The following is a 25,458-nucleotide window of genomic DNA, read 5'->3' as shown; positions in this document are numbered from 1 at the left end:
TGGCGCGATGGCGTCAGAATAGGGGTTTATTTTGGATATGCGCAGACAGTTGGCCCGCATCACCGGGTTAGTATTATTGGTTATGTTTTGGGCACCGTTGAGCTGGGCCGCACAGGGATGGCAACCGCTGGCGGAGAAGATCAACAAAAGCGATCACGATCCGCGTCAGTATCAGGCGATCAAACTGACGAACGGCATGACCGTGCTGCTGGTGTCCGATGCTCAGGCACCAAAATCGCTGGCGGCGCTGGCGCTGCCGGTGGGCTCGCTGGAGGATCCGAACAGCCAGCTTGGGCTGGCGCACTACCTGGAGCACATGGTGCTGATGGGATCCAAGCGCTATCCGCAGCCGGAAAACCTGTCCGAGTTTCTGAAGAAACACGGTGGCAGCCATAACGCCAGCACCGCCTCTTACCGCACCGCATTCTATCTGGAAGTGGAAAACGATGCGCTGGCCCCGGCGGTAGACCGCATGGCGGATGCCATTGCCGAGCCGATATTGGATCCAGGCAATGCCGATCGCGAACGTAATGCAGTGAATGCCGAACTGACGATGGCACGTTCGCGTGACGGTATGCGCATGGCGCAGGTCGGGGCGGAAACGCTAAACCCGGCTCACCCGAGTGCGCGTTTTTCCGGCGGTAACCTCGATACCCTGAAAGACAAGCCCGGCAGCAAGCTGCACGACGAGCTGACCGCATTCTATCAACGCTATTATTCCGCCAATCTGATGATGGGGGTGTTGTATAGCAATCAACCCTTGCCGGCATTGGCTGAACTGGCGGCCAAAACCTTTGGCCGCGTACCTAACCATGATGCCAGCGTACCGCCGATAACCGTCCCGGCCGTCACGCCTGAGCAACAGGGGATCATTATTCACTATGTGCCGGCCCAGCCGCGCAAGCAGTTGAAGGTCGAGTTCCGCATCGACAACAACAGCGCTGAGTTCCGCAGTAAAACTGATACCTATATCGCTTACCTGATTGGCAACCGCAGCCAAAACACGCTGTCGGACTGGCTACAGAAGCAAGGGTTGGCGGATGCAATCAATGCCGGGGCCGATCCTATGGTCGATCGCAACGGCGGGGTGTTTTCTATCAGCGTTTCGCTGACCGATAAAGGCCTGGCCAAACGTGACGAGGTGGTTGCCGCAATTTTCAATTACCTGAAGATGTTACGCAGCGAAGGCATCAAGCAAAGCTATTTTGATGAGATCTCCCACGTATTGAACCTGGATTTCCGTTATCCCTCGATCACCCGTGATATGGATTATATCGAATGGCTGGTGGATACCATGCTGCGCGTGCCGGTCGAACATACGCTGGATGCGCCTTATCTGGCCGACCGCTATGACGCCAAAGCGATTGCCGAGCGTCTGGACGCCATGACGCCGCAAAACGCACGCATCTGGTTTGTCAGCCCGAATGAACCACACAACAAAACGGCCTACTTCGTTAATGCGCCTTATCAGGTCGATAAGATTACGCCACAGCGCTTCGAGCAGTGGCAGCGACTGGGCAAGGGGATCAACCTGTCGTTACCGGCCTTGAACCCGTATATTCCTGATGATTTCAGTCTGACCAAGCCTTCGCACGAGTTCAAAAAACCGGAGATGGTGGTCGACCAACCGGGCCTGCGCGTATTGTATATGCCGAGCCGCTACTTCGCCGACGAGCCTAAAGCCGACGTTACAGTGGCATTCCGCAATGCAAAAACCATGGACTCGGCGCGCAACCAGGTGCTGTTCTCGTTGACCGACTATCTGGCGGGAATTTCGCTGGATCAACTGAGCTATCAGGCCTCGGTTGGCGGCTTGAGTTTCTCTACTTCACCGAACAACGGTCTGCAATTCAACGCCAACGGCTTCACTCAGCGTCTGCCGCAGTTGCTGACGTCGTTGATTGAGGGGTACTCCAGCTTCACGCCGACGGAAGACCAACTGGCGCAGGCCAAATCCTGGTATTTGGAGCAACTGGATTCTGCCGAAAAGGGCAAAGCCTTCGAACTGGCGATTCAGCCGGTGCAGATGGTTTCCCGCGTGCCGTACTCCGAACGCAGCGAGCGCCGTGAGGTGTTGAAAACCCTGACGCTGAAAGACGTGCTGGCCTACCGCGACAGTCTGCTGGCCGATGCGACACCGGAGTTGCTGGTGGTGGGCAATATGAGCAAGCAACAGGTGGATACGCTGGCCTCCACGTTGAAACACCGTCTGGGGTGTACCGGTATTGAATGGTGGCACGGCGAAGACGTTGAAGTGGCTAAAAAACAGCTGGCCAACCTGCAGCGTGCCGGCAGCAGCACCGACTCGGCGCTGGCAGCGGTCTATGTGCCGACCGGCTATGACGAAGTGACCGGCATGGCCTACAGCTCGCTGTTGGGCCAGATTATTCAGCCGTGGTTCTACAGCCAGTTGCGTACCCAAGAGCAATTGGGCTATGCGGTATTTGCTTTCCCGATGTCCGTGGGGCGGCAGTGGGGGATTGGTTTCCTGTTGCAAAGCAACAGCAAGCAGCCGGCATATCTGTACCAGCGCTATCAGGATTTCTACCCGAAAACCGAAAAACGCCTGCGTGAGATGAAACCGGCCGACTTTGAACAGTATAAGCAGGCGATGATCAACGAGTTGAAACAGCGCCCGCAAACCCTGAGTGAAGAGGCTGGCCGTTTTGCCAATGACTTCGATCGCGGCAATTTTGCGTTTGATACCCGCCATAAGCTGATTGAACAGATCAAGCAACTGACGCCGGTCAAATTGGCGGACTATTTCCATCAGGCGGTGATCCAGCCGCAGGGTCTGGCGGTATTGTCGCAGGTGAGCGGCAGCGGCCAGGAGAAGGCGGATTATGCCGTGCAGCCGGAGTGGGTGACTTATCCTAATGCGTCCGCACTGCAGCAAACTATGCCGCGTAAGGTCGCTACACCATGACAGAGACTACCCCGCAGCGGCTTGATCCGCTAACGTTGCCGCTGTTTGGCGAACGGCTGATAGAAGCCTCGGCGGGGACCGGCAAGACCTTTACCATCGGGGCGCTGTATCTGCGCCTGCTGCTTGGCCTGGGCCAGGCGGCGGCTTTTCCCCGGCCGCTGACGGTAGAGGAGATCCTGGTGGTGACCTTTACCGAGGCCGCCACCGAGGAGTTGCGTGGACGTATTCGCAGCAATATCCATGGGTTGCGTATTGCCTGTGTCCGTGGCCGTAGCAAGGATCCGTTATTTACCTCGTTGATGGCGGAGATTAAAGATCTGCCCGACGCCGCTGCGCAGCTGTTGGCGGCCGAGCGGCAGATGGACGAAGCGGCGATATACACCATCCACGGTTTCTGTCAGCGTATGCTGACCCATAACGCCTTCGAGTCCGGCATTCTGTTTGAGCAGACTCTGGTGCAGGATGAGTTGCCGCTGCGTCGCCAGGCCTGTGCGGATTTTTGGCGTCGCCATTGTTACCCGTTGCCGCTGGGCGTGGCCCGGGCGGTAAGTCAGGAATGGAGCGGCCCGGAAGCCCTGCTGGCCGATCTCTCCGGTTATTTGCATGGCGAAGCGCCGCTGTTACGACGACCGCCGAAAGATGACGAAACGGTGCTGATGCGCCATGAGCAAATCGTGGCGCGCATTGACGCCATTAAAGCGCAGTGGGTGTCGGCCGCGGGCGATCTGGAAGCCTTAATTAGCCAGTCCGGCGTGGACAAGCGCAGCTACAGCACCAAACATCTGCCCAACTGGCTGCATAAGGTGGGCGAATGGACGGTGCTGGAAACGCAGGACTATCAGCTACCGAAAGAGCTGGAGAAATTCCGCCAGTCGGTGCTGTTGGATAAAACCAAAAAAGGCGAGCCGCCACGTCATCCGCTGTTTGTGGCTATCGACGAACTTTTTGATGAACCGCTGACGCTGCGAGATTTGATCATGGCGCGGGCATTGAGCGAGATTCGCCTTTCTATTCAGCAAGAAAAGCGTCAACGAGCTGAGTTGGGCTTTGACGATTTGCTCAGCCGTTTGGATAGCGCACTGCACAGTGAAGGCGGCGATCGGTTAGCGCAGGCGATCCGTCAGCGTTATCCGGTGGCGATGATCGATGAATTCCAGGATACCGATCCGCAGCAATACCGTATCTTCCAAAAGCTTTACGTTGGCCGCCCCGAATGCGGCCTGCTGCTGATAGGCGACCCGAAACAGGCGATTTATGCCTTCCGCGGTGCCGACATCTTTACCTATATGCGAGCCCGCTCAGAGGTAAGCGCCCACTATACGCTTGAGACCAACTGGCGCTCGTCACCGGCAATGGTCGGCAGCGTTAACCATCTGTTTGCTCAGGTGGAAAAACCCTTCCTGTTCAGCCAAATTCCCTTTATTGACGTGGCCGCCGCCGCAAAAAACCGGGGCTTGGCTTTTGAACTGCAAAACCAACCGCAACCGGCAATGCAATTCTGGCTGCAGCAGGGAGAAGGTGTTGGCGTTAGTGAGTACCAACAATTGATGGCGCGCCTGTGTGCCACACAAATCCGTGACTGGCTCAGCGCCGGGCAACAGCAGCAGGCTTGGCTGGTGGATGGCGATAAACGCCGGGCGGTGCAGGCTTCAGACATTACCGTGCTGGTGCGTAGCCGTAACGAGGCGGCGTTAGTTCGCGATGCACTCAGTGCGCTGGCCATTCCTTCGGTTTATTTGTCCAACCGCGATAGCGTGTTTGATACGCCAGAGGCCAAGGATTTGCTGTGGTTGCTGCAGGCCGTGCTGGCACCGGAGCAGGAGCGAACCTTGCGCAGCGCTATGGCGACCGGGCTGATGGGATTGGACGCATTGGTGCTGGACAGTTTGAATCAGGATGAGCGCGCCTGGGATAGGCTGGTCGACGAGTTTGACGGCTATCGCTCCCTCTGGCTGCGTCGGGGAGTATTGCCGATGTTGCGCGAGGTGATGAAGCAGCGCCATCTGGCAGAAAACCTGTTGGCCACGCAGGGTGGCGAGCGTCGATTGACCGACGTGATGCATTTGGGGGAACTGTTGCAGGAAGCCTCAGCCCAGCTCGACAGCGAGCATGCGCTGGTACGTTGGCTGGCGCAGCAGATTGCCCAACCCAATCGTCAGTCTGACAACCAACAGCTACGTCTGGAAAGCGATCGCCATCTGGTGCAGGTGATCACCATCCATAAATCCAAAGGGCTGGAGTTTGATCTGGTGTGGCTGCCGTTCGTCGGTAATTTCCGCCAACAGCAGCAGGTGCTGTATCACGATCGCCAGAGCTTCCAGGCTTTGCTTGACCTCAACGCCGATGAAGAAAGTATCGAATGGGCGGAGGAGGAGCGACTGGCGGAGGATTTACGCCTGTTGTACGTGGCGTTGACCCGTTCGGTGTATCACTGCAGCATCGGTATTGCGCCGCTGATCCAAGGCACCCGCAAGAAGCAGGGGGATACCGATTTACACCGCAGTGCGCTGGGTTATCTGGTGCAAGCCGGCCAGGCCGGCGATGCGGCCTATCTGCAGCAATGCCTGCAACAGCTTGTCAGGGAGGGCGTTGCGCTGTCGCTGGTCGACACGCTGGATGAACAGCCCTGGTTGCCGCAAACGCCGGAATTGAGCGAACTGGCCGCCAAAGGTTTTTCACGTCAGGTGCAGGATTTTTGGCGAGTGACCAGCTATACCGGCTTGCAACAGCACGGCGCAGGCCTGATGCAGGATTTATTGCCGCGGCTGGATGTTGATGCCGCAGGCGAGCAAGCTCAAGACAGTGAGCCAGCGCTCACACCGCACACTTTCCCTCGCGGTGCTACCCCGGGGACTTTCTTGCACAGCCTGTTTGAAACGCTCGATTTTACCCAACCGCTCGATGAACAGTGGCTGCTGGAGCAACTGCAACAACAAGGCTTTGCCGAACACTGGCAGCCGATACTGCTGGCGTGGATGCAGGTGTTGCTTAACACTCCGCTCAATGATGCCGGTGTCGTGCTGTCGGCATTGGCGCCGCCGCAAAAGCAGGCGGAACTGCAGTTTTATCTGCCGATCGACAGGCTGTTGCAGGCCCGTGAGTTGGATGCCCTGGTGAAAAACTACGATCCGCTTTCTGCTCGCTGTCCGGCACTGGATTTCCAACAGGTGCAGGGAATGTTGAAAGGGTTTATTGACCTGGTGTTCTGCTGGCAGGGGAAGTACTACCTGCTGGATTACAAGTCCAACTGGTTGGGCGAGGACAGCAGTGCCTATACCCGGCCGGCGATGGAGCAGGCGATGGCAGAACACCGTTACGATCTGCAGTATCAGTTATATACCCTGGCGCTGCACCGTTATCTGCGCCATCGGCTGGTGGACTACGACTATCAACGGCACTTCGGCGGGGTGATTTATTTGTTCCTGCGCGGGGTGGATGCGCAGCATCCAGGCAACGGCATCTTCGCCTGTCGGCCAGAGCAAGCGTTAGTCGAAGGTATGGACAGGTTGTTCAGCGGCGAGGCCATTACGGCAGAGGATGAGCCATGATAGCTTTACTTGAACAGGCGCAGGCACTCGGCGTGCTGCGCCCGCTGGATTTACAGTTTGCCCGTGTGGTGGCCACAGCGGACCAGCCGGATATTTTATTGGCTGCCGCTTGCCTCAGCGCCGAGGCGGGTGCCGGCCATGTTTGCCTGATGCTGGAACAGTTGTTGCCGGAGAATCTTTTTGACGGACGTCAGCCAGAGCTGGCGCAGGCTGTGTGGTTGGCGGCCGGGCAGCCCGATCTGACCGACTGGCAGCAGCGCCTGTCCGCCAGTGCGGCGGTTGGCGATGGCAGCACGGCGATGCCGATGGTGTTGCAACAGCAGCGTTTGTATCTGCAGCGCATGTGGCAGAACGAAGGTGAGGTTGCCGATTTTATCAGCGGTGACAGCCTCCATCAGGCGGTTGAAGAAGCCGAGCTACGCACCATTCTCGATCAATTATTTGGCGAAGCGACCGACGAACCGGACTGGCAGAAAATTGCCGCCGCGGTGGCCGCCACGCGGCGCATTGCCGTCATTTCCGGCGGACCGGGCACCGGTAAAACGACCACCGTGGCCAAGCTGTTGGCCGCGTTGGTGCAGCTTGCCGAAGGCCGACGTTTGCGCATTCAGTTGGCGGCACCCACCGGTAAAGCGGCGGCGCGCTTGACCGAATCCTTAGGCAGCGCCGGCAGGCAACTGGCGCTAACGCCGGAGCAACGTGCGCTGTTCCCAACCGAAGCCTCCACTCTTCACCGTCTGCTAGGCGCTCAGCCCAATAGCCAGCGTATGCGTTATCACCGTGGCAACCCGCTGCATCTGGATGTACTGGTGGTCGATGAAGCCTCTATGGTTGACCTGCCGATGATGGCGCGCCTGATTGCCGCTTTGCCTGCTCAGGCGCGGGTGATTTTCCTGGGCGATCGCGATCAGCTGTCTTCGGTTGAGGCTGGCGCGGTGCTGGGCGATATCTGCCGCTTTGCCGAGCAAGGTTATAGCGTGGCACGGGCAGAACAGCTCTCGCGGCTGACGGGTTGTCTGCTGCAGGGGCAAAGTGCCGAGGCGGAGGCAGCCGTGCGCGACAGCCTGTGCCTGCTGCGCAAGAGCTATCGCTTTGATGCCAACTCGGGCATTGGTCAACTGGCCTTTGCGGTAAATGCCGGGGATGGCAAGAAGGCAGCATGGGCGCTGGGCGGCAATTTCAGTGACGTTACGGGGCACCCGTTGGCGGAAACGCAAGACTATCAGGCACTTTTGGATGCGTGCGTGGCGGGCTATCGTGATTATCTGCAGCAGGTGGCGACAGGTGCTGACGCGGTGACGATACTGGCTGCGTTTGGCCAATTCCAGGTGCTATGCGCGCTACGAGAGGGGCCATTCGGTATTGCCGGGTTGAATGAGCGGATTGAAACGGGACTGCAACGCGCCGGTTTGATCCAGCGTAAGCCAGGAACTGCGGGGCGCTGGTATCCGGGGCGTCCGGTGATGATTGGGCGTAATGACAGCGCGCTGGGGTTGTTCAACGGTGATATCGGTATTGCTTTGCGAGATGAGAGCGGCGAGCTGCGCGTTCATTTCCAACTGCCGGACGGTAGCATTAAGTCGGTGCAGCCGAGCCGTTTACCGGCGCATGAAACCGCCTATGCGATGACGGTGCATAAATCGCAGGGCTCGGAGTTCGATCATACGGTACTGGTACTGCCCAATCATTTCTTGCCGGTGCTGACCCGCGAACTGGTGTATACCGCGATTACCCGGGCGAGGAAGCAGCTTTCTCTGTATGCCACCGAAGCCGTTTTACTACGGGCGATCCGCACCCCGACCCAACGCCGCAGTGGGTTGGCAGAGCGGTTACAGATAACGGGTTAAGAGAGAGCTTGGGGCGCAGTTCATATGCTGCGCCCGCCACGGGTTACAGATCGGCCAGCAGAATTTTGGAACGGCGTTGGTAGTTGTACAGCGCCTGTTTTTGCATTGGCAGCACGTCAACTTCCGCCGGGGTGAACCCGCGCTCCTGGAACCAGTGGATGCTGCGGGTGGTCAGCACGAACAGTTTACGCAGGCCCATCTGGCGCGCCTGACTCTCCACCCGCTGCAGCAACATTTCACCGCGTGATGAGCTGCGGTAATCCGGGTGCACCGCCACGCAGGCCATCTCGCCGATTTTCTCTTCCGGGAACGGATACAGCGCCGCGCAGGCGATGGTCAGGTTATCGCGTTCAATAATGGTGAACTTGTCGATCTCCATTTCCAACTGCTCACGTGAGCGGCGAACCAAAATGCCTTGCTGTTCAAGCGGACGGATCAGTTCGAGGATGCCGCCGATGTCGTTAATCGTGGCCCGACGCACCTGTTCCGCGCTCTCCATGACGATTTGGGTGCCGATACCATCGCGTGAGAACAATTCCTGCACCAGAGCGCCGTCTTCCTGATAGCTGATAAGGTGGCTGCGGCGTACGCCGCTGCGACAGGCCTTTACCGCGCCGCGCAGGAAGCGCACGGTACCGGAATGGTAATCACCGCTCTCTTCCAGTTCTTCGATGCGTTTCTGCGCATCGTTGGGAAACAGTTCGGAAATGATATTGCCTTCCTGATCGGTGACCCCTTGAGACGAGCAGAAGCCGATCATCTTCTCGGCTTTCAGCTTGATGGCCAACTGGGTCGCCACTTCCTCTGACGTCAGGTTAAAGCTTTCGCCGGTAACCGAAACGGCAACCGGGCCGATCAGCACAATGGCGTTGCTGTCGAGCTGACGATGAATGGCTTCTTCATCAATACGACGGATGCGACCGCTGTGGCAGTAATCCACACCGTCATCGATACCCAGCGGTTGGGCAATGATAAAGTTACCGCTGACCACGTTGATATGCGCACCCTGCAGCGGTGTGTTGTTGAGGCTCATTGATAGCCTGGCGGTGATATCCAGTTGCAACAGGCCTGCTGCTTGTTTAACCAGCTCAAGGGTGTGGGCGTCGGTAACGCGCGTATGTTTGTGATAAATCGGTTCGTAATTATGCTGCGCCAAATTAACGTCGATTTGCGGCCGTGCGCCATAGACCACCACCAAACGAATGCCCAGGCTATGCAGCAGCCCGATATCGTTGACGATGTTGGAAAAGTTCTCATGTTCGATGGCTTCCCCTCCAAGCATGACGACAAACGTCTTGCCACGGTGGGCGTTGATATAGGGAACTGAGTGACGGAATCCTTGGACCAGCTCTGTACTACGTTCCTTCACGGCCAAACCTCATTTTGCATATTTATACGGTATTTTTGTATTTTTATTCTTTTATTGGCCTGATGGCAAGTGGGAAATTGTCTCTATTTCTTTGCTAAGGGCGCTGAATCGTTAATAAATTGAAAAACCATAAAAAGATTTTCTGATGACAGCGCCGGAATGATTGGTTAAAGTTTTCGGCATTCCCGTTTACTGGTGTTTTTTTCATCTGTTTTAATCTGTTACCACTGCCGGAGTCGCATGCCAAACTCAAATCACAATCTGGGCCGCCGTCGTTTATTGCAGGGGGTTGCCGCTAGCTGGTTGCTGAGTGTGAGTCGGGTGGGCGTCGCCGCTTCGTCGCACGTCATCGCCGTACGTGTCTGGCCTTCGTCTACCTATACCCGAGTGACGCTCGAATCTAACGTTGAACTGAAATATAAACAGTTTGCGTTGACCAATCCCGATCGCGTGGTGGTGGATATCGAGGGCGTGCAGCTCAACAGCGTGCTTAAGGGCATTGTCGGCCAGGTACGCGACGACGATCCTTACCTGAAACAGGCGCGTGTCGGCCAGTTCGATCAAAACACCGTCAGGCTGGTGCTGGAGCTTAAACGCAGCGTCACGCCCCACATGTTTACATTGGCGCCGGTGCCGGAATACCGCAATCGTCTGGTGATGGATCTGTACCCGAGCAAGGGCGGCAGCGGCGAAGACTATGATCCACTGCTGGCGTTACTGGAAGATTACAACAAGGGCGATCTTGAGCGCACTTTACCGGCGGAAGCACCGCAGGCCGGTAAAGCAGGGCGCGATCGGCCTATTGTCATCATGCTGGATCCCGGCCACGGTGGTGAGGATCCCGGTGCGATTGGCAAATTCAAAACGCGTGAAAAAGATATCGTACTGCAGATTGCCCGTCGCCTGAGCACCTTAATCAAGCGTGAGCCGAACATGAAGGTATTTATGACGCGCAATGAGGACGTCTTCATTCCGCTTAAGGTGAGGGTGGCTAAGGCACGCAAGCAGCGCGCCGATCTGTTTGTGTCGATCCATGCGGATGCCTTCACCAACCGTGCCGCGCGCGGTTCGTCGGTATTTGCGCTGTCGACCAAGGGGGCCACCAGCTCGGCGGCCAAGTTCCTGGCGCAGACCCAGAACGAATCGGACCAAATCGGCGGTGTCAGCAAAAGCGGCGATCGCTATTTGGATCACACCATGTTTGATTTGCTACAAACCGCAACCATCAACGACAGCCTGAAATTCGGCAAGGAAGTGCTTAACCGAATGGGCAAAATTAACCGTTTGCATAAGAATCGCGTCGATCAGGCCGGTTTTGCGGTGTTAAAGGCGCCGGATATCCCCTCTATCCTGGTTGAAACGGCGTTTATCAGCAACATAGAGGAAGAGCGCAAACTGCGTACTACCCATTTCCAGCAGCAGGTGGCGGAGTCTATTCTCGCAGGTATCAAAGCGTATTTTGCTAACGGCGGTGCGGTTGCACGCAGCTAGAGAGCGGCGGCGGGGATCTGCAGACCGCTGCGCTTTCGCAATAACTGTATTCCTGAACAAGCCGGAGTTTGCCCCAGCGGCAAATGTTTTGCCAAGTCTTCCTATCCCTGATTGTCCCTGAAAATGGCGACGAAAAGCTCGCAAATCCTATCGGCAGCACCCATTTCGTTGCCCCTTCACCGGCAATCGTCAAGCCAATGGTTGGCTGCAATAAGAGTGACTCCCCATTCCTCATCTGCTAAGGCTCCAGATCCAGGTTCGTCGACTCGCTCACACTCTGAGACACCAGCGCGCAAAATCCGTGTTGCAGATTGACAGGGGATAAAAAATATATTCTATTAAAAAATATATTTTATTCGCATAAAAAAGGATATCCCGTGTCAATGTCCGCAAACGAAGGAATGCAGAGCATTCAGGAAATGGTAGACAGCACGGGGACGCGTCGCGGCCAAGTGCTGTTGCTGACTATGTGCGCGCTTTGTCTTCTGTGTGATGGTTTCGATATCCAGGCTATGGGTTATGCCGCACCGGCCATTCGGGATGCCTGGTCGCTGGAAACCGCGGTGCTGGGCCCGGTGTTTAGCGCCGGATTGGCCGGCATTGCCATCGGTGCCTTTGCTCTGGGCTGGCTGGCCGATCGCATCGGGCGTAGGCCGTCCATCATTTCTGCCACGCTCATTTTTGGCGTATTCACCCTGTGTTCTGCCTTCGCCCAGAATGTTAACCAACTGATGGCGTTCCGTTTCCTTGCCGGTATAGCCTTAGGCGGCGTGATGCCCAACTGTATTGCGTTGGTTGTCGAATACAGCCCCTTACGCCAGCGAGCGACCTATATCACCGCGATAACCTGTTTTTTTGCGATCGGCGGTGGGCTGGGTGGCGTTACCGCGGCTTTGCTGATCCCGCTCGTTGGCTGGCAGGCTATTTTTATTCTCGGGGGGCTTTTGCCGATTATCCTGGCGATTTCTATGTGGGCTTACCTGCCGGAGTCGGCACAATGGATGTTGAGATGCGGAAAGGGAGAAGCGGCAATTCGTTCAACCTTGCGAAAAGTGTTTCCGGAGCAGCAGGCCATGAGCGTCGATCTTTCCAACAGCCATGTTGGCATGCAGCGCGCCAAAGCCACGGTGGCTGATCTCTTTCGAGATAACCGTGCCGCGTTCACCTTGCTGCTTTGGCTGGTGAATTTTATGAATCTTATCGATCTCTATTTTTTGGCAAATTGGCTGCCAACCCTGATCAAGGATGCGGGCCTGTCGCTGGAAATCGCCAATTTGGCCACGGGAGCATTACAGTTTGGCGGGGTTTTAGGCACCCTGGCGCTGGGTCGCCTGATTGATAAATTCGGGGCTTACAGCGTGCTTATCACCGGCTTTTCAATTGCGGCCCTTTCAATAGCTGCGATAGGTTTTGAGCCGAAAAATCTGCTGATACTATTCAGCTCGGTCTTTGTTACGGGCGTTTTCGTCGTCGGCGGCATGCCGGGGGTAAATGCGCTGGCTGCCGGCGGTTACCCGACATTTTTGCGTTCAACCGGTTTAGGTTGGGGGCTGGGTATAGGGCGGGGCGCTTCGATGCTCGGGCCTCTATTGGGGGCTGCACTGATTGCCCGCCATTGGATGGCATCCGATCTGTTGCTGCTTGCGGCGGTGCCGGCGGTGGTATCGGCGTTAGCCATTGGGGGGATGTGGTTGCAAAAACGTGAAAGTCATTATGATTGATCGAGTGTGCTAAATTGATTTCATTGACGTTAGGGAGAGGGCGTTGTTCGCGGGAGTAAAATCGGGATTGGTGGATTTCAGATACAAAAAAACACCCGTTAAGGTGCTTGTCTGTGATCATTAAGATTGGTTGCGGAGGCCGGATTTGAACCGACGACCTTCGGGTTATGAGCCCGACGAGCTACCAGGCTGCTCCACCCCGCGTCCGTCTTAATGCTTGTATTATCGAAAACCAACTTTCATAAGATACCGCTGGTACAGTATCGGTTGGTTGCGGGGGCCGGATTTGAACCGACGACCTTCGGGTTATGAGCCCGACGAGCTACCAGGCTGCTCCACCCCGCGTCCGTATAATACTTTTTTCATCGAATCCAACACTTACTTGATACTGCTCTTGCAGTATCGGTTGGTTGCGGAGGCCGGATTTGAACCGACGACCTTCGGGTTATGAGCCCGACGAGCTACCAGGCTGCTCCACCCCGCGTCCGATGGAAGCGCACTATACTCTCCGTGCGTTTTGTTGCAACCCTTTTTGCATTTTATTGAACTAAAACAGCCTTTCTGTCGAATAAGTCCGCAACTTGCGTTCTTTTTCATCATTATCCGGCCGAGGGCTTTTTTTATAGGGGGCGATTCCTTTATCTATGGGCGTTTGTTATCGTTCGCCGGTAGATCATATCAGTTGAGAGTGTGCGCGATGAAAGGACGTTGGGGCAAATACCTGCTGGGCGGGTTAATGGTAGCGATACTGGCAGGCTGTTCGTCAAAGCCGACCGATCGGGGACAGCAATATAAGGATGGACGCCTGGATCAGTCGCTGGAGTTGGTGAATCAACCCAACGCGAAAGGGGTTCCGGTAAATGCCAAGGATTATTCAGATCAACTGATGGAGATTAAATACGCCTCTCCTTCACTTTTTAATCGCAACAACACTACCTATCAGGCAGTACAGAACTGGATGGCCTCCGGCGCCGATACGCGCAATCTGAACCAGTACGGCCTCAGCGCTTACCAGATGGAAGGCGTAGACAACTACGGCAACGTTCAGTTTACCGGTTACTACACGCCGGTAGTGCAGGCGCGCTATACCCAGCAGGGTGAGTTCCGTTATCCGCTGTACCGCATGCCGCCAAAAGGAAAAGGCCGCCTGCCCGATCGCGCGGGCATTTACTCAGGCGCGTTGGATGACCGTTATATCGTGGCGTACACCAACTCCCTGATGGACAACTTTATGATGGAAGTCCAGGGCAGTGGCTATGTGGATTACGGCAACGGCCAACCGTTGGTGTTCTTCGGCTACGGTGGCAAGAACGGCCATGCTTATCGCAGCATTGGCAAGGTGCTGATCGATCGCGGTGAAGTGGCGAAGGCAGATATGTCGATGCAGGCGATTCGTCAGTGGGCGGATACCCACAGCGCGGCAGAAGTGCGTGAGCTGCTGGAACAAAACCCTTCCTTTGTCTTCTTCCGTCCGGAGGCCTTTGCACCGGTACGGGGTGCCAGTGCGGTGCCGCTGATCGCCAAAGCCTCGGTGGCCTCCGACCGTTCACTGATCCCGGCGGGCACCACGCTGCTGGCGGAGGTACCACTGCTGGACAACAAGGGCAAATTCACGGGAAAATATGAGATGCGTCTGATGGTGGCGCTGGACGTGGGTGGGGCGATCAAAGGCCAGCACTTCGATATGTACCAGGGCATCGGGGCTGACGCCGGTCACTCGGCGGGTTATTACAACCACTATGGCCGCGTTTGGGTGCTCAAAGGCGCCAACGTAAACGCGCCGCTGTTTACCAGCCAGACCAGCTCCGCCTCCAGCGGTTCGCTGTTGGTCACCCGTTAACGGCATCAGGCTTTACCCGATAAATTTCAGGCTGGTCGTATGACTGTGGCTTGAAAGGCGACGGGTATACCGATATTGACCCGCAAGGGCCGGATCTTCCGGCCCTCGAGACTGCAGACAAACATATAATGTTTGGTGGCAGGCGCTAAAGATTTTGAAAATAATCAGGAAAATCAATTTATTGATTTTCGGCTGATAACACAAAGGGGGAAAAACCACGCTTTTATCCCCCTTTGTCAATAATCTTAAGGGCCGGATCCTCCGGCCCTTATCATTTGCAAAGTTAAGGTAATAAAAGCGTTATGAGCACAGCCTATTCTGAAGCCTATCTGCAGCGTTTTGGCGGCACGGCACGTTTATACGGTCAGCAGGCGTTGGCGCTGTTTGCCCAGGCGCACATTTGCGTGATTGGCATCGGCGGCGTGGGCTCCTGGGCGGCAGAAGCGCTGGCGCGTACCGGCATCGGCGCTATCACCCTGATTGATATGGATGATGTCTGCGTCACCAACACCAACCGTCAAATTCATGCGCTACGCCAACATGTCGGGCAGTCAAAAACGGAAGTAATGGCGGAGCGCATTCTGGCGATCAACCCTGAGTGTCGGGTGACCTGCATTGACGATTTCATTACGGCGGACAACGTTGCCGAGCTGCTCGATAACAATTTCAGCTACGTCATTGACGCGATTGACAGCGTGCGGCCGAAGGCGGCACTGCTGGCTTATTGTCGACGCTACAAAATACCTGTGGTCACCACCGGGGGGGCCGGTGGACAGATAGACCCGACCCAGATTGCGGTGGTCGATCTGGCGAAAACCATACAGGATCCGTTGGCGGCCAAGCTGCGTGAGCGGCTGAAAAATGATTTCAACGTGGTGAAGAACAGCAAGGGCAAGCTGGGCATCGACTGCGTGTTTTCCAGCGAACCCCTGGTTTATCCGCAGCCGGATGGCAGCGTTTGCGCGTCGCGCAGCACCGCAGAGGGGCCAAAACGAATGGATTGCAGTGCGGGATTCGGCGCGGCAACCATGGTTACCGCGACCTTTGGCTTTGTCGCCGTTTCCCACGCGCTGAAAAAGATGGTAGCCAAAGCCGCGCGTCAGGCGTAGCGGGCGCCAATCGCTTTCACTGCGGCAGCCAGCGCTTCCAGTCCACTGGCTCGGGTGGCGCTGAGCTGGGCGCGTAGCGCCAACCGATCAAACAACCCCAAGGGGTCCATCGCCGCGATTTGTTGCGGCGTTTTTCCTTCCACCGCCGTCAGCAGCACCGCCAACAGGCCTCGTACGATGCGACCTTCGCTGTCGCCATAAAAATGCAGCGTCCCGTCCGCCTGCAACTGATGCCCCAGCCAGACCCGGTTTTCACAGCCGCTCAATTCCATTTCCGCTGCACGTAATGCTTCCGGCAACGGGGGCAGCTGTTTTGCCAACATAATCAGTTGGCGATAGCGATCTTCCCACTGTTTCAGCGCGGTAAATTTTTCGATTAGCGCCCCGGCGGTGATTTCACGGCCAAAGGGATGGGGGGCAAGCATAGCGTCTCCGGTGTTCATTCAGTCTAGTCGGCCAGTAGATCGATGGCGTTGATCAGGGCTGCGACCAAAGCATCGACATCTTCCTGGGTGTTATAAGGTGCAAAGGAGGCGCGCAGCGTCCCACTGACGCCGAGCGCCGCCATCAGCGGTTGGGCGCAGTGCTGGCCGGCACGCACGGCGATACCTTGTTCTGCCAGCAGGGTGACGATGTCGCTGTGGTGGATGCCGGCAATATCGAATGCCAGCAGGCTGGAGCCTGAGCAACGGAAGCTGCGAAAGCCCGATAATCCCCCCAACCTTTGTTCGGCGTTATCGGCCAGGCAACGGCTGTAGCGTTCGGCAGCCAACATATCCTGGTTGGAAAGCCATTCCAGTGCGGCGGCTAACCCCAACACGCCGGCGATATTGGGCGTTCCAGCTTCAAAGCAGTGAGGAGGTTTTTGCGGCGTGAACCCCTCGAACGATGCCTGGGTCAGCATCTTGCCGCCGCCCTGCCACGGTGCCATTTGCGCCAATAACTCGCTCTTGCCGTACAGCGCCCCTATGCCGGTTGGGCCGTAGAGTTTGTGGCCGGAGAAAGCGTAGAAATCAATATCAAGCCGCTGAACATCGGCAGGGCAGTGCACTATGCCTTGCGCGCCGTCGATCATCACGCGTGCGCCGGCGCGGTGGGCCAAAGTGATGGCATACGCCAGATCCGGGCAGCCGCCGGTGACGTTGGACATTTGCCCCAGTGCCAGCAGACGGGTTTTGGCGTTGAGCAGGCCAGGCAACAATGTCAGGTCCGGCAGGCGATCTGCACCAAGGGGCAGTTTTACCACCCGAGCTCCGGTTTGCTCTGCCACCATCAACCAGGGGATCAGATTGGCGTGATGCTCGGCCTCGCTCACCAGAATTTCGTCACCCGGTTGCAGCAGTGGGCGAGCATAGCTCTGCGCTATTAGGTTGATGGCTTCGGTGGTGCCGCGGGTCCAGATAATATCATCGGCTGAAGGGGCGTTGATCAGAGTAGCGACCTGTTGGCGCGCCTGCTCGAAACGGGCGGTCAGGTCCTGTGCGGCCCTATGCTGGCTACGATGCACCGTTGCCGCATCGTCACGATAAAACTGCTGCGTAGCGGCGATGACCGCCAGAGGTTTTAATGCGGTGGCGGCGCTGTCGAGATAAATGCCCGCCTGCTGCAACGCAGGAAACTGATTACGGAAGTCGATGGGATTAAAAGGTGTCATACCCTGATTATCACTGGCTGGAGTCAATCACTGATCCTGTCTTATTTTACGGCTGGAGACAAGCTATCACGACCATTAGGACTTATCGCCTGGCAATCTTGGGAAAGTTTGTTATGCTAATAAGTACGCGCTAAATAATGGCGTTGAATAATAGAAAGGGTTTTTTACAGCATTTAAAACTACAAGGAGTCCACAATGAAGAAGACAGCCGCAGTTATCTCTGCTCTGATGCTTACGTTCACCCTGGCAGCATGCTCCAGCAATTACGTGATGCACACCAATGATGGGCGCACTATTGTCGCTGACGGCAAGCCAAAAGTGGACAATGACACCGGGATGATCAGCTATAAAGATGCCAACGGTGTTGAGCAGCAGATCAACCGCTCCGACGTGAAAGAAATGGTTGAAAGCAACCAGTAAACGTCAGGCAAAAAAAAGCACCGCAAAGCTTGCGGTGCTGCATAAAATCACTATGGACAGACAGGGTAAATGTACAGGAAGTGAAAAAACAGTAGCTTAGCTACCACGTCTGGATTGCCAGACAATTTGCAAACACAACATCACAACCACAAGCCAAAAGTTCATCGGCGTCCTCGACACCCACTCCCTTTTCGTTCCGGCCCGGGAAGTGCCGCCACTATAGGTATTTGCTGGCGCATGCTCAACGGACAATTTATAATGGCTCGGATTAAAAAAACTAATGGTAGCGCTTTGTTGTTCTGTGCCTTTTGCACCGCACACCACGCCGCCTGATTTTTTATGCCGAATCACTCGGAATATTGTTACACAAAAGTAGCTAATAAATGTCTAAACGCTTACCACCTCTTAATGCACTGCGGGTATTTGACGCGGCTGCCCGTCATCTGAGTTTTACCAAAGCGGCTGAAGAACTGTTTGTCACCCAGGCCGCGGTGAGCCACCAGATCAAGTCGCTGGAGGACTTCCTCGGCCTGAAGCTGTTTCGGCGCCGCAACCGCTCGCTGTTGCTGACGGAAGAAGGGCAAAGTTATTATCTGGATATCAAGGAGATCTTCTCCTCGATCAACGAAGCGACTCGCAAGCTGCAAGCGCGCAGCGCGAAGGGGGCATTAACCGTCAGTTTGCCTCCGAGTTTTGCCATTCAATGGTTGGTGCCGCGTTTGTCTGGCTTTAACTCAGCTTATCCGGGAATTGATGTGCGTATCCAGGCGGTGGATCGTGAAGAAGATAAGCTTGCCGACGATGTCGACGTGGCGATTTTCTATGGCCGTGGCAATTGGACCGGGTTGCGTGCCGAGCGTTTATACGCGGAATATCTGCTGCCGGTGTGCTCCCCTAGCTTGCTTACCGGGGAACATGCGTTAAAAGTGACGAGCGATCTGGCTTATCACACGCTACTGCATGATACTTCACGCCGCGATTGGCTGGCCTACACGCGCCAATTGGGGTTGCAGCACATTAATGTGCAACAGGGGCCGATTTTCAGCCACAGTGCCATGGTGGTTCAGGCTGCGGTGCATGGGCAGGGAATTGCCCTGGTGAATAACGTGATGGCGCAGACCGAGATCGAAGCCGGGCGATTGGTATGCCCGTTCAACGACGTTCTGGTCAGTAAAAATGCTTTTTATCTGGTATGTCATGACAGCCAGGCAGAACTGGGTAAAATAGCCGCCTTTCGTCAGTGGATCCTGGCGCGGGCAGCCAGCGAGCAAGAAAAGTTCCGCTTTCGCTACGAACAATAAGGCCGGTCGCCGTTTTTTCGCCGCCGGTTTTCTTCAATAAAGGTAAATAACGATGAGCAGTCGTTCAATGCTGATTTTTGCTGCTATCAGCGGTTTTGTATTTGTTGCTCTGGGCGCGTTTGGCGCACATGTATTAAGTGGCACGCTGGGCGCTAACGAGATGGCCTGGATCCGTACCGGGCTGGAATATCAGGGCTTTCATACCCTGACGATCCTGGCACTGGCAGTGGCGATGCAACGCCGTGTCAGCCTGTGGTTTTACTGGAGCGGGGCGTTATTGGCGCTCGGTACCGTACTGTTCAGCGGCAGCCTGTACTGTCTGGCGCTGTCGCACCTGAAGGTCTGGGTCTATATCACGCCGATTGGCGGCGTGTGTTTCCTGGCCGGTTGGGTATTGATGTTGATTGGCGCTTTGCGTCTGAGGAAAAAGGCCGAGCGCCATGAATAAGATTGCGTTGTATTGCCGCCAGGGTTTTGAAAAAGAGTGTGCGGCGGAAATTACCGCCAAGGCTGCCGAGCTGGAAGTGTTTGGCTTCGCCAGAGTGAAGGACAACAGCGGCTACGTGCTTTTTGAGTGCTATCAGCCGGACGATGCCGATCGCCTGGCGCGAGAAATTCCGTTCCGCGAGCTGATTTTTGCCCGCCAGATGCTGGTGGTGGGCGAGCTGCTGCGTGATTTGCCGCCGGAAGATCGCGTATCACCGATTGTCGGCATGCTGATTGGCGTGGTGGATCGCGGTGGTGAGCTGCGAGTAGAAGTGCCGGACACCAACGAAAGCAAAGAGCTGATGAAGTTCTGCCGCAAACTGACGGTGCCGTTGCGCGCCGCGATGCGTGAGCAGAAAGTGTTGATGGCCCGTGAGAATGCAACCCGTCCGGTGGTGCACGTGTTCTTTATCGCGCCGGGTTGCTGTTATGTCGGTTACTCCTTCAGCAACAACAACTCACCGTTCTATATGGGCATTCCGCGCCTTAAATTCCCTTCCGACGCGCCAAGCCGTTCTACGCTGAAGCTGGAAGAGGCATTCCACGTGTTTATCCCCGCCGATGAGTGGGACGAGCGTTTGGCCAGCGGCATGCATGCGGTCGATCTGGGGGCCTGTCCGGGCGGTTGGACCTACCAACTGGTGCAACGCAGCATGATGGTGCACGCGGTGGACAATGGCCCGATGGCGCCAAGCCTGATGGATACCGGACAGGTAACCCATCACCGCGCCGACGGGTTCAGATATGAACCTTCCAGCAGCAAGATTTACTGGCTGGTGTGTGACATGGTGGAAAAACCTGCGAAGGTGACCAGCTTGATGATCCAATGGCTGGTGAAAGGCTGGTGTCGCGAGGCGATCTTCAACCTGAAGTTGCCGATGAAAAAACGCTACGAAGAGGTTTCGCAGAACCTGCAGTCGATCAGGGAAGCGCTGGATGCGGCGGGCATCAGCTCGCAAATCCATGCCAAGCAGCTGTACCACGATCGTGAAGAAGTTACCGTGCACGTCCGCCGTATGTGGTCTGCCGTGGCTGGTCGTCGCGACGAGCGTGATTAATTGAGAGGGCGCTTTCTGCAGCGCCCTGGTTTATGCCGGTAACCGCAGTTGCTGCAGGTTACCGGTTAACGTCAGGTCGGTGCGCAAGGTGGCGACCTTTTTACTGATATAAGCCATGTCGCGGTGTTGTTGAAGTTTACCGCGCCATTTCTCCGGCACCTGCTCCAGGGCCTGGTAGAGCCCGTCCAGCGAACCTGCCTGCTGCAACAGCAACACCGCCGTTTTCGGTCCGATGCCGGCTACGCCAGGGATCTTGCTGCTACTGATCCCCGCCAATCCCCAGTAGTCCGCCAACTGCTGTGGCGATACCCCAAACTCCTGCTGCACAAACGGCATATCCAGCCAGCGCTTTTGAAAGTAATCGCGGATTTGCACGCTGGGTGCCAACAACTGACAGTAACCTTTGTCGGTGGACACAATAGTGACCTGATGGCCGCCGCCGGCGACTTTGGCCGTCAGCGTTGCCGCCAGATCGTCCGCTTCATTGCCTGGTGAGTGCCAACAGGCAACGCCGAGAGCCTCGAACGCCTGGCGAAGCTGCGGCATTTCCTGCTGCAGATTCTCCGGCATCGGCGAACGTCCGGCCTTATAGTCGGGCAGGATCTGATGACGCCAGCTTTCGCTGCGATCGTCCTCGTCGAATACCGCCACCGCGTGCGTTGGGCGGCTGTGCTGGATCAACTGTTGCACGGCGTGCTGGCAGGCGTTGACACAGGGAGACCCCTGCACGGCGTGAATGCGGCGGATGAGGTTGAGGGCGTCGACAATCAGTAGGTGTATAGGCATTAACTCGTCGTCTTTCAAGCTGCAACGTTGCTGACTTCACGTACTCCCCCCCAAGTAAGCTCCGGGGATGAACACGCTTACCGCCTGGCTGCAACTTGAAATCCATATAGAGTAAAGGCGGAAAAGTCAGGTAAAAAGAAGGGCGGTTATTAGGCCGCCCCGGAGAGTTCATTAAGCGACTATTTCGTAGCAGGGCACATAGGCGCTGCCCGGCAGCTTCATACGGTGTTGAGCAACGAAGCCCTGCAACAGGCTGTCCATCTGTTTCATCATCTGCGGTTCTCCGTGCAGCTTGTACGGGCCGAACTGCTCGATGGCATGAATGCCATTTTCCTTCACGTTGCCGGCGACGATGCCGGAAAACGCGCGGCGTAGCGCAGCGGCCAACTGTTCGGCCGGCTGGTCCGGATACAGGTTGAGATTCGCCATATTTTCATGGCTCGGCTCAAACGGCAATTGCAGATCCGGCGCGATGCGAATAGACCAGTTGAAGCTGTAGGCATCGCCGGTATTGCGGCGGTTTTCTTTCACCAGCGGCATGGCTTTTTTCATCTGCCGCGCCACTTCGGCCGGATCGTCGATGATGATGGTGTAATGGCGGCGCGCTTCGTCCCCCAGCGTGTTCATGATGAACTCGTCCAACACGCGGAAATAGTCGGCGCTCTCTTTTGGCCCGGTGAGGATCAGCGGCAAGACCTGTTCGCTGTTTTCCGGGTTCATCAGAATACCCAGCAGATACAGCAGTTCTTCCGCCGTGCCAACGCCGCCCGGGAAGATGATGATGCCGTGGGCAATACGGACGAAGGCCTCCAGGCGTTTTTCGATGTCCGGCATGATAACCAGCTCATTGACCAGCGGGTTTGGCGGTTCTGCGGCAATGATTGAAGGTTCGGTCATGCCGATAAAACGGCTGTTGCGGTAGCGCTGCTGGGCGTGGCCCACGGCGGCGCCTTTCATCGGCGCTTCCATGGCACCCGGTCCGCAGCCGGTACAGATATTCAGCTCGCGCAGGCCCAGTTGGCTGCCGACCTTGCGGGCATAAAGGTATTCATTTTCATTGATCGAATGGCCGCCCCAGCACACCACCAGGTTAGGATCCTCATCGAGGTGCAACGCACGGGCGTTACGCAGGATAGAGAACACCAGGTTGGTAATGTGGGCCGAGTTTTCCAGATTCAGATGCTGGAAACGGCCGGCGCTGTCGATCTGCCCGTGAACGAACAGAATATCGCGCAGCACGGCGAACAGGTTGGCCTGCAGCGAGCGGATAATTCGACCGTCGACAAAGGCGTCTTCCGGTGGGTTAACCAGTTCGAGTTTCACACCGCGCTCACGGCGCAGCACGTTGATATCAAAGGTTTCGTAGCGTGACAGCAGCTGTTTGCTGTTGTCGGTCTGGCTGCCGGAGTTCAAAACGGCCAGCGAACAGTTGCGGAACAAACGGTATAGATCACTGCTGGCGGTACGCTTCAGCATGTCTACTTCCAGCTGCGACAGCAAATCCATAGAGCCAAGCGGGCTGATGTGTGTAATCAAGGTAACTCCTTTGCACCCGGAACGGGGCAGTAGTAATCCATACGCAGCAGAACAGCATCTCGTTATTGTCAGGGCACGGCGGCAAAACCCGACCGGAATGCCCGGCGCACCTGATTTAACCTTACCGCCGTCCCCCGATTTTTACCAACACAAACCACTCGTTAGCTCAGTTGTTGAGCAATGTTTCGCACTATTGGCGTGTCGGACGACCTCGAGACGGGACAAAGTCCGTTTTGCTGCGCCAGGGATTGATGTCCTGTCCGCCGCGACGGGGGCAACGTGCGTAGTGCGTAGATTGTCAGGCTTTGCCCAGCGTCAGTTCCGACAGGGAGGGGGCTTGGTTGGAGGACATCTGCTGTCACCTTGGTGAGAGATAGGTACAATGGTCGCCAGTTTACCGTATGCGAGAAAAAATATGGACCACGATGTACCGCACGCCCTGCGTGAATTTACCCAGCGTTATGTTGAGCTTTGGCAGCAGGAGCGCGGTCATGCGCCGGCAAGTCAGGAGCTGTACGGCGTGCCGTCGCCCTGCCTGGTCGAAAACCGTGATGACCAGGCGCTGTGGTTGCCGCAACCATTCACCCCGGCCGCAACGCTGGAAAAGGTAGAGACTGCGCTTGAGCTTCGTCTGCAGCCGGACATCAATCTGTTTTATACCCAGCAGTATGCTGGCGATATGGGTGCGCAGTTCGGCGAACATCATTTGACCTTGCTGCAGGTGTGGAGCGAAGACGATTTTATCCGCCTGCAGGAAAACCTGATCGGTCATCTGGTAACGCAAAAACGTTTGAAACTGCCCCCGACGCTGTTCCTGGCAACCACCGAATCAGAAATGACCCTGGTCTCTTTGTGCAACGTCAGTGGGAATGTGGTGCTGGAGCAATTTGGCAGCGATAAGCGCACCCTGCTGGCCACGTCGCTGGGCAATTTCCTCGATGCATTGCGCCCGCGGATAGAAGATTGATGCTAATTTGACCGCGTTGCGTGTGCGAGATCTCTCACAAGCGTTGTGAGAGATCGCTTTTAATTTTTGGCTCACTGCCGGTTAGAAGCATTTTATTGTTATCCAGATCAATTGGTTAGTTTTTCTTTAGGATAACTCTTAGCATTAATTTGTAGCACGCCTGCCAGTAAGCCCTTGTGAACCCGGGATAATTAAGCGATCTTATGTTCACCGGAAGGGATACGGTGGAGCTGGAAAGCATCAGGATGATGCAGCTTCAGGATGAAGACGTGGATGCGCTCAGTGAAGAGCGAAGGACGGCGTCAGGAGATGCCAGGATGTTTCAGGACTGAAACCAGGGACACCTCCAGGATGGAGATTGAGAGCCAGCAAAGGATGGTTGGCGGGTCATGAAGACTAAGGAACCGCATCAGGACGATGCTACGGGACAACGCCAGGAAGGTTTGGTCAGGATGACCGCAGGAAAAGTTTTCAAGGATTGAGCAGGGAGCACACTGTGTAGCGGGATAGCTATAAAACGAACCGAGGGCACTGTTAGCGCAGTGCCCTCAACCTTTACGACTTCCTGTTTAAGCATCCATCATGTTTAACCCTGTTCAAACTTAATCCGTCTCAAATTCATCTCAGTTGTTAACCAATCGTCCCCAGCGTATCGCTATCAATCCTGTTTAAGAACTCAATCCCATTTCGATACTGATGGCCAGCAGCATAAAGCCGAGGATCAGCAGGTCAAAGCCGTCCATGGCGTAGCCGGTGACCGAAGCCAGCATGGCTTTGCCGGGCGTGGCGTGGTTTTTTGTCTTTGTGATCGCAGGCATGTGTCTAATCTGTTTGGTTTAGTCGGTGGGCCTATTGTGCCGTGGGGCGCTGGACGCCACCAGATAAAAACGGCCGTGCTAGTCAAGTCAGCCGAATTTGGACTATAAAAATGCTATGCTTTGCCGCTTTTCAGCCACATGGCTGAATCTTCATCATGAAAATAGATCGGGAATGCAGATGAGTATAAATAATCAGGTTCGCCACAGTTTGCAGGCGATTGAGCAGTCAATGCGCGATCTGGCTCTTTGGCAGGCCGCGCCGCCTGAGCCTGAGGCCTTCGCCAGCACTGAACCTTTCTGCGTAGACAGCATGTCGGCCGAAGCCTGGCTGCAATGGGTGTTTCTGCCGCGTATGTACGCGCTGCTGGACGCGGATGCGCCGTTGCCGACGCGTTTCGCCATCACGCCTTATTTTGAAGAGGCGCTGAAAGATAATGACCCCAACTGCATGCCGCTGCTGGTTGTGCTGCAGAAATTGGATAACATGCTGAATAAAGAGTCGTAATTATATTCCGACGTGGCCGCTGATTTTCGCCAGGCGGCAGATGGGTGTATTAGCGCAGACGCCAGGACAAAGCATT

Annotated in this window: 18 protein-coding genes, 3 tRNA genes and 2 pseudogenes; 13 read left to right on the top strand and 10 right to left on the bottom strand. The window is 56.0% G+C overall.

The features are described 5' to 3' along the window. Positions 1–37 precede the first annotated feature (37 nt). From ptrA to recD, 3 genes are read left to right on the top strand one after another with little or no spacing between them, the layout of a single operon-like run. A complete protein-coding gene (ptrA, locus tag AC1RKC_RS20110; protein WP_261440370.1) occupies positions 38–2,926 on the top strand; it encodes a pitrilysin in 2,889 nt (962 codons plus the stop codon). Further along, positions 2,923–6,474: an exodeoxyribonuclease V subunit beta gene (recB, locus tag AC1RKC_RS20105; protein ID WP_493092748.1), complete on the top strand. Its 3,552-nt coding sequence runs from the start codon at positions 2,923–2,925 to the stop codon at positions 6,472–6,474. Before ptrA ends, recB begins: the two co-directional genes overlap by 4 nt. Next, the gene (recD, locus tag AC1RKC_RS20100) at positions 6,471–8,321 is read left to right on the top strand and encodes an exodeoxyribonuclease V subunit alpha (protein WP_129983692.1); all 1,851 of its coding nucleotides are present in this window, start codon (positions 6,471–6,473) and stop codon (positions 8,319–8,321) included. Before recB ends, recD begins: the two co-directional genes overlap by 4 nt. 43 nt (positions 8,322–8,364) lie before the next feature. Here the strand turns inward: recD and argA are convergent, their stop codons facing one another. Further along, a complete protein-coding gene (gene argA, locus AC1RKC_RS20095; RefSeq protein WP_041414902.1) occupies positions 8,365–9,690 on the bottom strand; it encodes an amino-acid N-acetyltransferase in 1,326 nt (441 codons plus the stop codon). A gap of 240 nt (positions 9,691–9,930) precedes the next feature. Here argA and amiC point away from each other — a divergent pair, with 240 nt between their 5' ends. Together amiC and AC1RKC_RS20085 are read left to right on the top strand one after the other, a co-directional pair. Continuing rightward, positions 9,931–11,181, top strand: a complete 1,251-nt coding sequence (gene amiC, locus AC1RKC_RS20090; protein WP_046372763.1) for an N-acetylmuramoyl-L-alanine amidase AmiC — start codon at positions 9,931–9,933, stop codon at positions 11,179–11,181. Between the two features lie 311 nt (positions 11,182–11,492). Continuing rightward, positions 11,493–12,902 (top strand): MFS transporter, encoded by a 1,410-nt coding sequence (locus AC1RKC_RS20085; protein ID WP_493092749.1) that lies wholly within the window; start codon positions 11,493–11,495, stop codon positions 12,900–12,902. 127 nt (positions 12,903–13,029) lie between these two features. On the opposite strand, the gene AC1RKC_RS20080 is transcribed toward AC1RKC_RS20085, so the two are convergent. From AC1RKC_RS20080 to AC1RKC_RS20070, 3 genes are all read right to left on the bottom strand, one after another. Beyond that, a tRNA-Met gene (locus AC1RKC_RS20080) sits at positions 13,030–13,106 on the bottom strand. 64 nt (positions 13,107–13,170) lie between these two features. Continuing rightward, positions 13,171–13,247: transfer RNA gene (locus tag AC1RKC_RS20075), tRNA-Met, on the bottom strand. A 62-nt stretch (positions 13,248–13,309) separates the two neighbouring features. Further along, a tRNA-Met gene (locus AC1RKC_RS20070) sits at positions 13,310–13,386 on the bottom strand. A 213-nt stretch (positions 13,387–13,599) separates the two neighbouring features. Between AC1RKC_RS20070 and mltA the strand changes: the two genes are divergently transcribed. Further along, positions 13,600–14,742 carry a murein transglycosylase A gene (gene mltA, locus AC1RKC_RS20065; RefSeq protein ID WP_493092764.1) on the top strand — a complete coding sequence of 381 codons (1,143 nt, stop codon included), beginning with the start codon at positions 13,600–13,602 and terminating at the stop codon, positions 14,740–14,742. A gap of 302 nt (positions 14,743–15,044) precedes the next feature. After that, positions 15,045–15,851 carry a tRNA cyclic N6-threonylcarbamoyladenosine(37) synthase TcdA gene (gene tcdA, locus AC1RKC_RS20060; protein WP_020828384.1) on the top strand — a complete coding sequence of 269 codons (807 nt, stop codon included), beginning with the start codon at positions 15,045–15,047 and terminating at the stop codon, positions 15,849–15,851. Here the strand turns inward: tcdA and csdE are convergent. Together csdE and csdA are read right to left on the bottom strand one after the other, a co-directional pair. Next, complete coding sequence (gene csdE / locus AC1RKC_RS20055) at positions 15,842–16,276, bottom strand: cysteine desulfurase sulfur acceptor subunit CsdE (protein WP_048759189.1); 435 nt, start codon at positions 16,274–16,276, stop codon at positions 15,842–15,844. The two genes, tcdA and csdE, sit on opposite strands and share 10 nt — an antisense overlap. A gap of 23 nt (positions 16,277–16,299) precedes the next feature. Further along, entirely contained in the window at positions 16,300–17,505 is a 1,206-nt protein-coding gene (csdA, locus tag AC1RKC_RS20050; RefSeq protein ID WP_261440402.1) for a cysteine desulfurase CsdA, read from the bottom strand. A gap of 195 nt (positions 17,506–17,700) precedes the next feature. Here csdA and AC1RKC_RS20045 point away from each other — a divergent pair, with 195 nt between their 5' ends. From AC1RKC_RS20045 to rlmM, 4 genes are all read left to right on the top strand, one after another. Continuing rightward, entirely contained in the window at positions 17,701–17,925 is a 225-nt protein-coding gene (locus tag AC1RKC_RS20045; protein WP_004952250.1) for a YgdI/YgdR family lipoprotein, read from the top strand. Between the two features lie 383 nt (positions 17,926–18,308). Beyond that, positions 18,309–19,226, top strand: a complete 918-nt coding sequence (locus AC1RKC_RS20040) for a transcriptional regulator GcvA (protein ID WP_020828381.1) — start codon at positions 18,309–18,311, stop codon at positions 19,224–19,226. 52 nt (positions 19,227–19,278) lie between these two features. After that, positions 19,279–19,674: a DUF423 domain-containing protein gene (locus tag AC1RKC_RS20035; RefSeq protein WP_020828380.1), complete on the top strand. Its 396-nt coding sequence runs from the start codon at positions 19,279–19,281 to the stop codon at positions 19,672–19,674. Next, on the top strand, positions 19,667–20,770 hold the full coding sequence (rlmM, locus tag AC1RKC_RS20030; protein WP_020828379.1) for a 23S rRNA (cytidine(2498)-2'-O)-methyltransferase RlmM: 1,104 nt from the start codon (positions 19,667–19,669) through the stop codon (positions 20,768–20,770). The genes AC1RKC_RS20035 and rlmM overlap by 8 nt, the downstream gene beginning before the upstream one ends. Before the next feature lie 30 nt (positions 20,771–20,800). On the opposite strand, the gene xni is transcribed toward rlmM, so the two are convergent. The 3 genes and pseudogenes from xni to queF form a co-directional block, all read right to left on the bottom strand. Then, positions 20,801–21,556 (bottom strand): flap endonuclease Xni, encoded by a 756-nt coding sequence (gene xni, locus AC1RKC_RS20025; RefSeq protein ID WP_046372767.1) that lies wholly within the window; start codon positions 21,554–21,556, stop codon positions 20,801–20,803. Between the two features lie 171 nt (positions 21,557–21,727). Continuing rightward, on the bottom strand, positions 21,728–23,092 hold the full coding sequence (ppnN, locus tag AC1RKC_RS20020) for a nucleotide 5'-monophosphate nucleosidase PpnN (protein ID WP_004952240.1): 1,365 nt from the start codon (positions 23,090–23,092) through the stop codon (positions 21,728–21,730). A 190-nt stretch (positions 23,093–23,282) separates the two neighbouring features. After that, positions 23,283–23,378, bottom strand: a pseudogene (gene queF / locus AC1RKC_RS20015) (NADPH-dependent 7-cyano-7-deazaguanine reductase QueF); the annotation flags it as partial. Between the two features lie 129 nt (positions 23,379–23,507). On the opposite strand from queF, the gene syd reads away from it, so the two are divergent. Continuing rightward, positions 23,508–24,059, top strand: coding sequence for a SecY-interacting protein (syd, locus tag AC1RKC_RS20010; RefSeq protein ID WP_493092765.1), 552 nt, complete (start codon positions 23,508–23,510; stop codon positions 24,057–24,059). 671 nt (positions 24,060–24,730) lie between these two features. Here the strand turns inward: syd and AC1RKC_RS20005 are convergent. After that, positions 24,731–24,877, bottom strand: a pseudogene (locus tag AC1RKC_RS20005) (MFS transporter); the annotation flags it as partial. A 178-nt stretch (positions 24,878–25,055) separates the two neighbouring features. Between AC1RKC_RS20005 and AC1RKC_RS20000 the strand changes: the two are divergent. Next, positions 25,056–25,382: a YqcC family protein gene (locus AC1RKC_RS20000; protein WP_170868555.1), complete on the top strand. Its 327-nt coding sequence runs from the start codon at positions 25,056–25,058 to the stop codon at positions 25,380–25,382. Positions 25,383–25,458 lie beyond the last annotated feature (76 nt).

Source organism: Serratia sp. GW822-FHT06E05 (assembly GCF_058799445.1).
Note: the sequence above shows the minus strand (reverse complement) of the source record. Positions and strands in the feature narration are given on the sequence as shown.

What these genes read in the sequence shown, in the direction of transcription:
- ptrA (WP_261440370.1), top strand. Translation starts at nt 38, where the DNA reads ATGCGCAGACAGTTGGCCCGCATCACCGGGTTAGTATTATTGGTTATG.
- recB (WP_493092748.1), top strand. Translation starts at nt 2,923, where the DNA reads ATGACAGAGACTACCCCGCAGCGGCTTGATCCGCTAACGTTGCCGCTG.
- recD (WP_129983692.1), top strand. Translation starts at nt 6,471, where the DNA reads ATGATAGCTTTACTTGAACAGGCGCAGGCACTCGGCGTGCTGCGCCCG.
- amiC (WP_046372763.1), top strand. Translation starts at nt 9,931, where the DNA reads ATGCCAAACTCAAATCACAATCTGGGCCGCCGTCGTTTATTGCAGGGG.
- mltA (WP_493092764.1), top strand. Translation starts at nt 13,600, where the DNA reads ATGAAAGGACGTTGGGGCAAATACCTGCTGGGCGGGTTAATGGTAGCG.
- tcdA (WP_020828384.1), top strand. Translation starts at nt 15,045, where the DNA reads ATGAGCACAGCCTATTCTGAAGCCTATCTGCAGCGTTTTGGCGGCACG.
- csdE (WP_048759189.1), bottom strand. Translation starts at nt 16,276, where the DNA reads ATGCTTGCCCCCCATCCCTTTGGCCGTGAAATCACCGCCGGGGCGCTA.
- csdA (WP_261440402.1), bottom strand. Translation starts at nt 17,505, where the DNA reads ATGACACCTTTTAATCCCATCGACTTCCGTAATCAGTTTCCTGCGTTG.
- AC1RKC_RS20045 (WP_004952250.1), top strand. Translation starts at nt 17,701, where the DNA reads ATGAAGAAGACAGCCGCAGTTATCTCTGCTCTGATGCTTACGTTCACC.
- AC1RKC_RS20040 (WP_020828381.1), top strand. Translation starts at nt 18,309, where the DNA reads ATGTCTAAACGCTTACCACCTCTTAATGCACTGCGGGTATTTGACGCG.
- AC1RKC_RS20035 (WP_020828380.1), top strand. Translation starts at nt 19,279, where the DNA reads ATGAGCAGTCGTTCAATGCTGATTTTTGCTGCTATCAGCGGTTTTGTA.
- rlmM (WP_020828379.1), top strand. Translation starts at nt 19,667, where the DNA reads ATGAATAAGATTGCGTTGTATTGCCGCCAGGGTTTTGAAAAAGAGTGT.
- xni (WP_046372767.1), bottom strand. Translation starts at nt 21,556, where the DNA reads ATGCCTATACACCTACTGATTGTCGACGCCCTCAACCTCATCCGCCGC.
- syd (WP_493092765.1), top strand. Translation starts at nt 23,508, where the DNA reads ATGGACCACGATGTACCGCACGCCCTGCGTGAATTTACCCAGCGTTAT.
- AC1RKC_RS20000 (WP_170868555.1), top strand. Translation starts at nt 25,056, where the DNA reads ATGAGTATAAATAATCAGGTTCGCCACAGTTTGCAGGCGATTGAGCAG.